Below are 12,607 nucleotides of genomic sequence, written 5' to 3' on the forward strand. Positions count from 1 at the left end.
CTATATATTAATATCTATATTTTTTGGCATCAAAAATATAGATTCTATTGTAGAATCAACAGAAAAATAAATTGGTTATATTTATATTTGTCTATATTTTCTGATTTTTATCAGATACATTCTAAAATCTTCTCTAAATATTCATCATCCCATCCTGCACAAAACTGCTTACTTTTAGTTCCTAGTTTTTGGCTTTTTTCTTTTCCTAAAAGATTAACTGCTATATGACGAATAACTGCAAAGTTTTGTGGTGCATTATCCTTTCTTATCCGACAATCATCTTCTCTAAAAGCTACATCTAAAACCCAGTGTAATGAATTCTCTATACCCCAATGAGTGCGGACTGATTCTCCTAGTAATTTCGCATTATTTGTCAAACTACTTATATAATAGCCTGTCTCAACCTTCGTTTTTCCATTAACTTTTCGTATATATTCTACCATTCCTACACTTTGAAGATTTACCCATTTCTTATCAGTATCTATTCTTTCTTCTATGTCTGATAACATGAGATAATGACGAATCTCTTCTCTTCCATGTTTGTCTTCTTTTGTATGAAATTCACTATATTTGAATCCCTCAAACCCTTTAGATATAGCTTCTTTGAAGATTTCTTCTACATTCTTATATAAATTACCTTGATTCTTTTTGAGTGCGATAATATATTCGCCTGATTTTTCTGCAATTGATTTTACTATCTCTTTTTGACACCCCATCGCATCAATCGTTACTAAACATCCGGCTATATCTAATACTTTAATTAATTCCGGTATGGCTGTTATTTCATTTGACTTTTCTTCTACTTTACATTGTCCTAATACTAATTTATTACTAGTTGCCCATGCACTTACCATCTGAATCGCACCTTTATCCTTTCCTTTATCATATGAATGCCTTAATGTTTTCCCATCTATTGCTATGACTTCTCCTTCTGTAATTTTATTGATAGATTTTATCCAACTCAAAAAACAATTCTGAAATTGTTGCGGATCTATTCTCGCAAATACTCTTGCGAATGTATCATGAGATGGAATCCCGTTTGGAAGTTCTAAAAATTGTTTTAGCCATTTTTCTTTCTTTTTTCCATAAGCCTCCATCAATACCCAACTATCTACTCCACAGATCACTGCACAAATCGCAATGGTTACTATATCTATTAATTTATGCCTTTTTGTTCTCTCAACTCTTTTATCTTCTAAATCTTTAAAGTGATCTACTATTGTGATTTTTGGTGGTAGCTTCATTTTGTGAATTTTGTCTCTTTAGTTTTATTGAGAATACCACTTCAACTCATTTTATTGATTCTTATAGAAACGAATTTACCATCAAATTTTCTTCATACTCATTTATTGGCTTGATATTAACATGGTAATACTGCCCTTTTTATCTATTCATAGAAGTTACATTTTGTCAAAAAAAATTAGATGCGTTTCCCCTGCCTGATCAGCTAACCCCATGAGGATAGCACTATGTTGAAATTCATTATGGACAGTAGAAACTAAATGATATTCTCGATTCTTGCGAAAAATACCGGCTAAAATTGCCCCTGTCATCATGTGTACATGAACAATATCCGGTTGAAACTCTTTAATGATTTGGCGATAATGCCAAGCAGCTTTAATGAGATTTAATGGTGTCCGACACTGATTGAGATGAAAATGTTCAACACCGTGATCTGCTAATAATTTTTCATATTCTCCACCAGCAGAAGCTACAGCAATATCCAGACCACTTTTTGCTTGTAAACAAGCTAAATCTACAGCAACATTAACAATTCCATTACCGATTTTTTGGACATGATTAGTAATATGTAGAATCCGCATTTAAATTTTCTCCACTGTAATTATTGATAGTAAATCTTCAGATGCTTACCACTCACAACTTCACTCGGATTTAAAAAATATTTCTTCCGAATATAAAAATCTGTTAATAAATCCCCGAGGTAACATCTCAAGCTGGGAAGGATAGGCAGCAATAGCTTTTTGTTTTTTCTCTTTTACTGATGTTACTGATAAGCGATAAGCCGCTGCAATATCTTGTAACTTCAACAGAATAAATAATGGCGATCGCCAAAATACCCAAATAGGATACTGAAGTATTTCTGTAGTGATTTTAGATTGAATAATTGCCTCTTTCACTAAATTATAGGTGGCTTCATGATCTTGATGACAATCTTTGCGGTGAGGTACATAAACCTCTCCAGGTTGATACAAATTTAGTAATTCTGAAATCTCAGTAATTATCTGTTGCCTTTTCTCTATATTCAAAGAAGCCAAACTGCCATCTTGATAATTTAAAAAATGAATCTCTGAAGTGTTCACACCCAAAATATCTAAAGCTATCAAAGATTCTTGTTGACGAATCTGGATAACTTGATTTTGCATAAGTGGATCTAAACCATGAGAACCTCTACCGTCAGTTAAAAAAGTTATCCCTACTTGTATTCCTTGTTCTCTTTTGCGGGCAATCATGCCTCCACAACCAAAGGTTTCATCATCTTGATGCGGAGAAAAAACCATTGCTGATTTTTCAGAAAAATTTAAAGGCTGACTTCCCCAATGCAAAATCCACCAGGAAACTAGACTACAATGAATATATTGTATCTGATTTAGCAATTTATTAGGAATTATTTTTTCTAATGAGGTGAGTGTTTTTTTAGGATTCATAATTTTAAAATTGATTCAAGACAAAATTAAAGTTTTCTAGATAACAAATATTGATGCTTACCATAAATTAGAACAACTATTTTTATGATAGTCTTGATTCCAGATAAACTTAAAGTTTTGTAGATGACACATATTGATGCTTCTCGTAAATCAAAACAACTATTTTTATGATAGTTAAGCCCTAGATCATATTATTTATTGTTTTAATAAAGTTATCCTGAAAATCTCAATAAGAGGATGTTTGAAAATCGGACAGGGTGTAAAAAATCTTTCAGTAGTATTCAGGAGTCAGCTAAAAGCAGGAATAGTCAAGAAGAGGAAGTTTTAATTACCCGTGTTTTACGCAAAGCTGTATTAGCTGACGACTGACGAGTGAATGCTTACTATTTTTCTACTCAGAAGTGTTTCTCTAGAAACAGTAAATTGTTAGTTAGGTTAGTTAGAATTTAGGGAAATCATCGAAATCTCTATAACCTACTATATAAAATTAAGCAGTGCTTAATCACCGTAGGGGTTGATGTTTACCATTAAATTCAGCTAGTTTTTGTATTCTATTAGACTGTGATGATTACTGAATTTTGGCTGAAGTTATAAATTGAGTAATTATTCCATTAGTATAAGTTATCTTGGGTATGCAATGGTGTGCCACTATCATGCAGATGAATTGGATTAGTTTACTAAAAGCGCAACAAACTGACTTCTTAAACCGGGTGAAAAAACCGAAAACGGCGGATCTTTCTCTTTTAGAAAGTCGAGTTAAAGGTTATCACAGTGAGGTAATGGCATTTGCGGGGGATTCATTCACAAAAATTCTCGAATGTTCCCGTCAGCAAGCTGAAATTCTCGCCAAAAATCCCCCACCGATACCACCAGAATATCCTGAATATCCTGATTGGATCATTCCCTTTCCTACTTATTTTCAACGTCAAGCAGAAGATTATCTTGTCCGTGAACAAATTGTTGATTGGATGATTACAGAACGCTTAGGAAAATTGGTGAGAAAAGTGCCACAAGACACTTTAGACAATATGGTTTTGGATGATGAGGGAAATTTACGTAGTGAAAGTAAGTTTACTTATTTGTTAGCTAATAACCCAAAAGTGAGTATTCAAATTCACGTAGCAGATGGAGAAAGTTTTAACGGTATTAAAAAAGATAAAATTCGTTGGTCTGTTAGTCAAGAAGATATCATTAACCACCAAGTATTAATTTTCTTGTGTTTGTTTTATCCTGGAAATAACAAATTAGGATACCACAAACAAACTGTAATTACTGGTTTTTTACCCACAAATCAACTAGATTTTTCCAACGCCAAAACTTATCTAACTCCCAGTAGTCTATTATATGCGGGAGGATTAAATTGGTATTTACAATCTCTGGGTGGTAAGCCAGATGATGTGCCAATAACTGATGAGAAAATGATGGTAGAAACCATTCAAACCTTACCATCAGATCATCCTAAAAAGAAGATTATTGGTGATTGGGAATGCTGGCAAACATTGATTGGACATACCAGAGGTATTAACTGTTTAGCCTATGCTATCAAAACCTTAGTAGTTGAAGATGCTGGATCTAAAAATGTGAAAACAATCCCGATGTTAGCTAGTGGTAGCAGGGGAGAAACAAAATTATGGGACTTAGCCAAAGGTGAATTAATCGAGACATTATCAGAATATCCTTGGGTGATTTCTGATCATGTTAATGAAGTTAATTCTCTGGCTTTTAGCACCGACGGACAAACATTAGTGAGTGTAGGTGCAGATTCCACCGTTAAAATTTGGCATACTGGGGCGTTGGATCTAATTGATATTCTCCATAAACATCATGGAGATGTCCGTTGTGTGGCGTTTACTCCTGATGGTAAGATGTTAGCGACTGGTGGCCATGATCGCCAGATTTTATTTTGGAATTTGCGCGATCGCCAAGTTGAAAATACTCTATCCTTAGATGATACCGCAGCCCATTCAATGGTATTAAGTCAAGATGGGAAAATTTTAATTACAGGTAGTTATCGCAAAATCAAAGTTTGGGAAACATCCTCAACACTCAATCAGAAAAAATTGCCAGATATACAACCAATATACACCCTGATGGGTCATTCTCATATTGTTAGTTCCCTAGCCATAAGTGCTGATGCTAAATTTTTAGTTAGTGGTAGTCAAGATCAAACTATTCGAGTTTGGAATTTAGCCACTGGGGAATTAGTTCACACTCTCAAAGGACATCGAGATAGTGTGAATACAGTTGCTTTAAGTCCTGACGAACAAATTATTGCCAGTGGTAGTGCTGATAAAACTATCAAATTGTGGCATTTACAATCTGGGGAATTATTAGGGACATTTACAGGTCATGCTAACACAGTTACAGCTTTATCATTTACTGCTTCTGGAGAAATGTTAGTTAGTGGAAGTTTGGATAAAACCATTAAAATTTGGCAGCGGAGTTAGATCAAAACTGCGATTGTCTCTACAAGTTAAAGTCCCCCAATCACCAACAAGATCCCCGACTTCTTTAAGAAGTCGGGGATCTGACTTTAGCAATGTATACCTACGGCACGCTACGCTATCACAAATCAAATAGGATTGCTATATTTCCCGAAAACTAATTTTCAACATTATCGTTGATAATATAATTATGCTTTCTAGTTACCAATTATGACTATAGCCACTGAACGCCAGATTACACTAGAAAATTTTCTCAAGTTACCAGAAACTAAACCAGCATCAGAATTTATTAACGGGGAAATCCTACAAAAACCTATGCCACAAGGTGAACACAGTCGTCTACAGATTAAATTTTGTACCAATATTAATCAAGTAGCGGAAACGCCAAAGATTGCTTATGCCTTCCCAGAACTACGTTGTACCTTTGGTGGTAGTACCATTGTGCCTGATATTGCGGTGTTCCGGTGGGAAAGAATCCCCAAAACTGAATCTGGGAGAATTGCTAATCGGTTTGAAATTCATCCTGATTGGGTAATAGAAATTCTTTCTCCTGAACAACCACAGAAAAAAGTATTAACGAAATTATTGCATTGTTCCCGTCACGGAACTGAATTAGGTTGGTTATTAAATCCAGAGGAAGAAAGTGTATTAGCTGTATTTCCTGGACAAAAAATAGAAATATATGAAGGTGATGATAAATTACCAATTTTGGAAAATATCAATTTAGAATTAACAGTTAAAGAAATTTTTGGTTGGTTAAGTTTTGGTTCATGATTATTAAGGGCGGGGAAACCCCGCCGCTGCATTAAAATTGTTGTAAAAAGCGCAAATCGCTATTATACAAACGACGAATATCATCAATTTGGTGTAATACCATGGCAAAACGTTCTACACCAAAACCGGCAGCAAACCCGCTATAAACTTCTGGATCATAACCCACAGATTTTAATACGTTGGGGTCAACCATTCCGCAACCCATAACTTCTAACCAACGTCCTTTCCACTGTAAATCTACTTCGGCTGAAGGTTCGGTGAAAGGAAAATAACTGGCACGAAACCGAATTGGTAAATCGCCAAATATTGATTGTAAAAATATTTTCACAGTTCCTTTGAGGTCTGTAAAAGTTAGTCCTTCATCTATGGCTAAAAGTTCAATTTGATGGAAAACCGCTGAATGGGTCGCATCTACATCATCTCTGCGATATACTCGACCTGGGGCAACAACTCGAATGGGTGGTTCTTCCTTTTCCATGTAGCGAATTTGCACTGAGGAAGTATGAGTCCGCAGCAAATTACCATCTGGTAAATAGAAGGTATCCTGCATATCACGGGCTGGATGATCTGGGGGAGTATTCAAAGCCTCAAAATTGTAGTAATCTGTTTCCATTTCTGATCCTTGGGCAACGGTGTAACCCATGCCGACAAAGATATCTAGGGTTTGGTCAATAATGCCATTGAGGGGATGAATCCGACCTTGGGGACGGTAAATACCGGGCATGGTGACATCTATTGTTTCCGCCTCTAGTTGTACCAGAATTTGAGCAGATTCCAGGGTTGTGCGTTGCTGGTCAAGGCTGTTTTGAATGGCTTCTTTGACAGTGTTAGCGATCGCCCCAATCTGAGGACGTTCTTCCGCGCTCATTTGCCCCATACTTCGTAACAGCAGCCCCAATTGCCCTTTTTTGCCCAAATAGTTAACTCTGAGTTCTTCTAGGCGTTCTAGGCTATCAGCAGCAGCGATCGCTGTTTCTCCTTCTTGTCGTAATGCTAAAAGTTGGTCTTCTAAATTGCTAGTCATTAGTTATTAGTCATTGGTGATTAGTCATTAGTCTATAGTAGGGAACGGGGAACAGGGAAGCAGGGAACAGACAAGAGGCAGGGGATGTAGGGGATGTAGGGGATGTAGGGGATGTAGGGGATGTAGGGGATGTAGGGGATGTAGGGGATGTAGGGGATGTAGGGGATGTAGGGGAGAGGATTTTTCCTACTGACAACTGACAACTGTACGGGCGAAGCATTTGGAGAACTATTTTTGGCAATGACCGATAATTTATCTTCCAAATGCTTCGCCCCTACTAACAACTGACAACTGACAAATGAAATTACTAATTAGCAACGATGATGGAATTTCTGCTTTGGGTATTCGTACCCTAGCCAACACCTTAGCAGCAGCGGGTCATGAAGTGACAGTAGTTTGTCCAGATCGAGAGAGATCCGCAACAGGGCATGGATTAACCTTACTGCAACCCATTCGCGCGGAAATAGTGGAATCTGTGTTTCATCCTGATATTAAAGCTTGGGCTTGTGATGGTACGCCTTCAGATTGTGTAAAATTGGCACTATGGGCTTTATTGGATTCTCCACCCGACTTAGTGCTATCTGGAATTAACCAAGGTGCAAATTTAGGGACAGAAATCCTCTACTCTGGGACTGTTTCCGCAGCAATGGAAGGAGTTATTGAAGGTATTCCTAGTATTGCTTTTAGTTTAACCAGTCATACCCATAAAGATTTTCAACCAGCAGCTAAATTTGCTGAAGTCCTGGTTGCTAAAATTGCCGCCCAACCACTGCCAGAATTGATGTTACTCAATGTCAACGTCCCCCCGTTATCTTGGGAAGAAATAGCTGGAGTTACTTTCACTAGACAAGGAGTACGACGTTATGTGGATGTTTTTGACAAGCGAACTGATCCTAGAGGTAAAACTTACTACTGGTTAACTGGAGAGGTAATCGAAGATGTAGAACCACCTATAGAATTAAACTTACCAACCCACATTCCCCTTGATGTTCATGCCATTCAAAAAAAATATATCAGTATTACTCCATTGCAATATAATTTGACTTATGGGCATGGACTTAATCAGCTATCTACATGGGAATTTAAACTTCCGTAGATTTAGGCAACTTTGACAAAACTAGAAAAGGTTATTTTCAGTAAAGTTACTGAATCTTTACTAGCTATTAATTAAATAAGTGTAGTAAACTATATAGAATAGGACTTGTGTATCCATGCAAGTAGGCGGTACTCGGCTAATTTTTGATGCTGGTACAGGATGTTACAGATTATGCAGTCCAATTTGACCTTTCACAACGTGCAAATCGGACAGCCTATCCATAATAGTTAATGTCGTTGAAATCGCTTGTCTAGCTAGTTCAATACTTTGAGTTGGTTTGCGAGCAATGTAGAAAATGTCAGTTAGTGTGGTAGCAGTAACATATCCAATTATTTGCCCAGAATCAATCGCTTGAAATAGCATTTCTGCATCTTCTAAAAACGGTTCTCGTTCTAACAAGTAATCTAAAATAATGTTGGTATCAATGAGAATTTTCACTAAATATACTTCTCTACTCGATGTTCTTCTAACATTCCATTTACTTGTTCATCGGTTGGTGCTGGTTGATTGGTTTTTAATAAACCTTTCATTTGTTTGATTATGCGAGTCCGTTCAGATTTTTGACTGGGTTGATTTTGCAATGACTCGATGATTGCGCGGACGAGTTCTAAGCGATCGCTCTCAGGTAGTTGAAAGGCTTGTTCTTTCAGTTCTTGTAAGGACATAGAGGTTATTTTAGGCTATATTTACCTTTATTTTATTTTATTTTATCTGAAAGCGATCGCACTCCCAAAATCTTACTTCAAGCGATCGCTATTGAGCAGAAGTTAATCACCAAAAGCCTGAAACGACGGATTTCCGTTCATGCACATCATCGTGAATTTGTACAGTGCGTAAGTCCTAATCTCTTACTCATAAAGATGATTTAACTGTCTAGCTACCTGTTAATCTTGAGGATCTTGACACTTTCCCAATTTATGTGATATGGTTCAATCAATACCTCTATATTCTTCTGGAAAAAAACTTTTTCCGCCAAAGGCAGAGGGATTAAGAAGGGAAAAGAGAAAGAAGAGCAGAGGGTAAAAGAATAAGAGTATAAAGGGCTACAAAGTCCTGAACGAAGACACAACCCGAAAACCGTAGTTGGAGTGACGAGTGGCGCACAAATAAGTATAGCGAGACGCAGACCGACAGCGCCTAGCAGGCTCATTCCAAGAACCGCCACGAAGCAGTCGATAATTTCTACCCCTTAGACTGTTATAAGCAGTGCCATCTGTAGGCGCGTTTATATAGTCGCAATACCAGTCATCTTCGCACCATTCCCAGACATTACCGTGCATATCATACAAGCCAAAAGCATTAGGGGGAAATTTGCCTACATCTGTGGTTTGTTGGTACTTATAATCATGATTAACTAAATCTGGGGTGATGTTGTCACCAAAGGAAAATGGCGTTTTTGTACCGGCTCTACAAGCATACTCCCATTCTGATTCACTGGGCAATCTGTAGCTTTTTCCTGTCTTTTGAGTTAGCTTTTGACAGAATGCAAGTGCATCATCCCAACTGACACATTCAACTGGGCGGTTTTTGCCTTTGAAATGAGCAGGATTAAGACCCAAGATAGCCTGATATTGTGCCTGTGTCAATTGATATTTTCCCATAAAGAAGCTGGGAACTGTCACTTGATGTTGAGGACTTTCATCACTATCTCTTTCTACTTCATTGTCCGGTGAACCCATGAGAAAAGTTCCTCCGGGTATGGCTATCATTTCTAATTTAATACCCTTTCCTAAGTCTTCGGTAAATGATGATTGAGGATTGATATTTAAGCTGGTATTTGTTGGTGGTTTGGGTGGGTTTGTTGGTGGAGAAATAAACTGAAAAATTTGTTGAAAGGGATTTTGAGAAGTTTGTGGTGGTGGGGTGGGAATAACTATTGTTTTTTGATTTGATAATGCAGCTAAAACTTCTGTAGCTGATTGATAACGATTAACAGGAATATCTTGTAACATTGTTTCTAATACAGTTGTTAATTCCTGACTTAAAGAAACATATTTCCGCCATTGCCACTCCATTCTGTTAGTATCAAACAATTGATCTGAACCATCGGATTTTGGAAAATGTCCCGTTAATAATCTCACACAAGTAACAGCTAAACTATAGAGATCACTATTATGGTAAGCCGTACCCCGCAACTGTTCTGGAGGTGCATATCCAGGAGTACCTACTGTAGTTCCAATTCTAGTTAAAATACTGCCGCTTGTTTCTTTGGAAACGCCAAAATCAATCAGGAATAATTGACCGTTTTTGCTTCTAATAATATTTTCTGGTTTGATGTCTCGATGAATGACTTTGTTATCATGGATAAATTGTAAAACAGGTAATAATTCTATTAAGATATTTCTGATTTGCGGTTCGTTTAATGTGCCTTGATTTTGAAATTCTTGTAATAAGTTTTGACCATCAATAAAGTCTTGGACTAAATAAAGTCTACCATCTTGGGGAAAGAAGGCTTCTAAGTCTGGAATTTGGGGATGTTTTCCTAGTTCTTGCAGTCTTTTGGCTTCTTGTTGAAATAGTTCAGTGGCTTTTTGTAATGCGCCGCTTCCTGCTTGTTGAGGTAAGAATTGTTTAATGACGCAGGGTGTATTTAATCTTTTTTCATCTACTGCTTGAAATGTTCTGCCGAAACCACCTTCTCCGAGAAATTTAATGGGACGATAACGATCATCTAAGAGGATTTTACCGCCGCATTTTTGACAATAGGTAGTACCCTGGGGATTTTGATAAATACAGGCGGGGTTAAGGCATTGGCTCATGGTAGATGGTGGGTATTTCTAGGGATGCTTATACTATACTAAGATAGTTCTACCAGAGCTAGGTTTAAGACACCCGCCAGCCAGACAACCGCCAGGGAATAAATTCCCTGTCTAATAGCTGAAGTCCGTTAAAACGGACTAGGAACTTTTTTAAGTGTTTAGTCATCTTTAGATGACTTGCGCTATTAGCAAGGAACTTGAGTTCCTTGCGGGATAGAGGTTTTAGATTAAAGTTTTCATCAAAGACAGTTCAATGTAGTCCTCTCTGGGCTGTTTAATGTTGACTTCTACACCTGGACCAAAATACTTGGTCATTTTTTCATGCTTTTGTTGCCAGGTATCAAAGGTGATGAGTGGTGAATCGAATTCTAGGATTAGGGTATAAGCGCCGTTGATTTCGGTTTCTCGCAAACCGGTGACGACTGGTCTGACTTCGTCAGTGGGACTTAAACCTAGATAAGCCAGGGCTAAATCTAGATGGGATTTTTGCCCATAACAGAAGCGGGTGATGTCCTTGCGGATTTTAGTTTGTGTGACAGTTGCCTGTTGCTTTCTGAGTTCGAGGATTGATGGTGTGGTAGTTTGGCTGAAGGGGATGGGTTTAAGTTCATTAGCTTTTAGGGCTAAACCTCCCAGTAATAGCGGAAAACCATAGAAAAATCCTACTAGATTGAGGGTAGCGTTATCCATGAAGTAGGCAACAAAACCTGTGATGGTGAGTATACTACCTACTGTTAAACCAAGTGTTCCCAAAGAAATTCCGCCGAGCATAATTTAAGCTTAGTATAATTTATTTTCATCTTTTATTATCATCGCTGATTGGTGGCAGATTGGGAAAGGGATATGGAGATTTTTCCTTTTTGCGTTAACTTTAGATTTGAAGTGTTTCAAAACTGGACGCAAAAAAATGGATATTCAGACAGTTAAAGACCGAATTAGCACTGTTCAAGGTAAACGTGAGCGGTTGCTGAGTTTATTAGAACAACCCAATTTGGGAACTTTAAGGGTTGATGTCAATCAAGCTTTGGAAGAATTAGATGATTTAATTGATGAATTTAAACGGACTATTCCCCAAGCAGGAAATAATTAACCTAAGTTGTTAGTTATCTAAAACTTAGACAGGAGAAAAGGTAATTGATAATTGTCAATTGCCTTTTGCCTGATCTAATTTGTACTTTTTTAATTATTAATGATGTTGGGTTTCCCAGGGTCAACCCAACCTACATAAATTTATGATTAGGCAGAGTTCAATATTTCTTCTGGAAATGAAGAATACCTATGTCTGTTCCCTAACTCTCTGACTAAGGCAATGAGTTCCTTTGTCGGAATATCTTTTTTGCAAACTTTATCAAAGTTATGCCTAGTTTTGTTTTTTCCAAAAGATACTTCATCTACAGAGGAATAAGCCAGAATTTGAGTATTTGGAGATATAGCTTTAATGTAATGAGATGCTGACCAACCATCCATAATTGGCATTTGTAAATCGAGAATGATCACATCAGGTTGATAGCATTGAACTATTTCTATAGCTTCTTGACCATTACTAGCTAAACCAACAACCTGGATATTTTCTTGAACAGAAAAAACTAATTGTAGGCTTAAACGAGTGAGTTCATGATCATCAACTATGAGAACGCGCAAATTAGAAGACTCACGGGACAACATTAACATTCCAGAAAAGAATAAATATGAATTCTTATAGTTTATGAGTACAAGTGAAATACTTCACTCTATCTTATGGATGAATTTTAGCCACTAAAAGTTAATTTTTATGCAAATTTTCCATAAAAAACTGTTTTTTTTGCATAATACTGGGGGCGACAGATTCAGCACTTATGAAACTG

The 12,607-nt window shown here is 37.1% G+C and carries 14 protein-coding genes and 1 pseudogene; 5 read left to right on the forward strand and 10 right to left on the reverse strand.

Annotation, left to right across the window (positions count from 1 at the left end; all coding sequences use genetic code 11):
* Positions 1-110: 110 nt before the first annotated feature.
* The 3 genes and pseudogenes from ANA_RS00240 to ANA_RS00250 form a co-directional block, all read right to left on the reverse strand.
* Positions 111-1,244 carry an ISAs1-like element ISAsp2 family transposase gene (locus ANA_RS00240; protein WP_015078025.1) on the reverse strand — a complete coding sequence of 378 codons (1,134 nt, stop codon included), beginning with the start codon at positions 1,242-1,244 and terminating at the stop codon, positions 111-113.
* A 195-nt stretch (positions 1,245-1,439) separates the two neighbouring features.
* Positions 1,440-1,823, reverse strand: a pseudogene (locus ANA_RS00245) (glycosyltransferase); the annotation flags it as partial.
* Between the two features lie 60 nt (positions 1,824-1,883).
* Positions 1,884-2,666: a PIG-L deacetylase family protein gene (locus ANA_RS00250; RefSeq protein ID WP_015078026.1), complete on the reverse strand. Its 783-nt coding sequence runs from the start codon at positions 2,664-2,666 to the stop codon at positions 1,884-1,886.
* A gap of 237 nt (positions 2,667-2,903) precedes the next feature.
* Here ANA_RS00250 and ANA_RS28035 point away from each other — a divergent pair, with 237 nt between their 5' ends.
* The 3 genes from ANA_RS28035 (at position 2,904) to ANA_RS00260 (ending at position 5,884) form a co-directional block, all read left to right on the forward strand.
* Positions 2,904-3,035 carry a hypothetical protein gene (locus ANA_RS28035; protein WP_256370329.1) on the forward strand — a complete coding sequence of 44 codons (132 nt, stop codon included), beginning with the start codon at positions 2,904-2,906 and terminating at the stop codon, positions 3,033-3,035.
* A 284-nt stretch (positions 3,036-3,319) separates the two neighbouring features.
* Entirely contained in the window at positions 3,320-5,113 is a 1,794-nt protein-coding gene (locus ANA_RS00255; RefSeq protein ID WP_015078027.1) for a WD40 repeat domain-containing protein, read from the forward strand.
* A 207-nt stretch (positions 5,114-5,320) separates the two neighbouring features.
* Positions 5,321-5,884 carry a Uma2 family endonuclease gene (locus tag ANA_RS00260; RefSeq protein ID WP_015078028.1) on the forward strand — a complete coding sequence of 188 codons (564 nt, stop codon included), beginning with the start codon at positions 5,321-5,323 and terminating at the stop codon, positions 5,882-5,884.
* 31 nt (positions 5,885-5,915) lie between these two features.
* On the opposite strand, the gene pheS is transcribed toward ANA_RS00260, so the two are convergent.
* Positions 5,916-6,908, reverse strand: a complete 993-nt coding sequence (pheS, locus tag ANA_RS00265; protein ID WP_015078029.1) for a phenylalanine--tRNA ligase subunit alpha — start codon at positions 6,906-6,908, stop codon at positions 5,916-5,918.
* Positions 6,909-6,940: 32 nt separating this feature from the next.
* Positions 6,941-7,192 (reverse strand): hypothetical protein, encoded by a 252-nt coding sequence (locus ANA_RS27225; RefSeq protein ID WP_235081905.1) that lies wholly within the window; start codon positions 7,190-7,192, stop codon positions 6,941-6,943.
* Positions 7,193-7,206: 14 nt separating this feature from the next.
* Between ANA_RS27225 and surE the strand changes: the two genes are divergently transcribed.
* The gene (gene surE / locus ANA_RS00270; protein WP_015078030.1) at positions 7,207-8,004 is read left to right on the forward strand and encodes a 5'/3'-nucleotidase SurE; all 798 of its coding nucleotides are present in this window, start codon (positions 7,207-7,209) and stop codon (positions 8,002-8,004) included.
* Positions 8,005-8,166: 162 nt separating this feature from the next.
* Here surE and ANA_RS00275 read toward each other — a convergent pair whose 3' ends face one another.
* The 4 genes from ANA_RS00275 to ANA_RS00290 form a co-directional block, all read right to left on the reverse strand.
* On the reverse strand, positions 8,167-8,442 hold the full coding sequence (locus ANA_RS00275) for a PIN domain-containing protein (RefSeq protein WP_015078031.1): 276 nt from the start codon (positions 8,440-8,442) through the stop codon (positions 8,167-8,169).
* Complete coding sequence (locus ANA_RS00280; RefSeq protein ID WP_015078032.1) at positions 8,442-8,669, reverse strand: hypothetical protein; 228 nt, start codon at positions 8,667-8,669, stop codon at positions 8,442-8,444. Before ANA_RS00280 ends, ANA_RS00275 begins: the two co-directional genes overlap by 1 nt.
* Positions 8,670-9,047: 378 nt before the next feature.
* Positions 9,048-10,763, reverse strand: coding sequence for a bifunctional serine/threonine-protein kinase/formylglycine-generating enzyme family protein (locus tag ANA_RS00285; protein ID WP_015078033.1), 1,716 nt, complete (start codon positions 10,761-10,763; stop codon positions 9,048-9,050).
* Positions 10,764-10,985: 222 nt separating this feature from the next.
* A complete protein-coding gene (locus tag ANA_RS00290) occupies positions 10,986-11,534 on the reverse strand; it encodes a DUF2854 domain-containing protein (RefSeq protein WP_015078034.1) in 549 nt (182 codons plus the stop codon).
* A gap of 136 nt (positions 11,535-11,670) precedes the next feature.
* Between ANA_RS00290 and ANA_RS00295 the strand changes: the two genes are divergently transcribed.
* On the forward strand, positions 11,671-11,853 hold the full coding sequence (locus tag ANA_RS00295) for a hypothetical protein (protein WP_015078035.1): 183 nt from the start codon (positions 11,671-11,673) through the stop codon (positions 11,851-11,853).
* A gap of 146 nt (positions 11,854-11,999) precedes the next feature.
* On the opposite strand, the gene ANA_RS00300 is transcribed toward ANA_RS00295, so the two are convergent.
* On the reverse strand, positions 12,000-12,434 hold the full coding sequence (locus ANA_RS00300; protein WP_015078036.1) for a response regulator: 435 nt from the start codon (positions 12,432-12,434) through the stop codon (positions 12,000-12,002).
* Between the last annotated feature and the right edge of the window lie 173 nt (positions 12,435-12,607).

Origin of the sequence: Anabaena sp. 90 (assembly GCF_000312705.1) — a bacterium.
Taxonomy (GTDB): Bacteria; Cyanobacteriota; Cyanobacteriia; order Cyanobacteriales; family Nostocaceae; genus Dolichospermum; species Dolichospermum lemmermannii.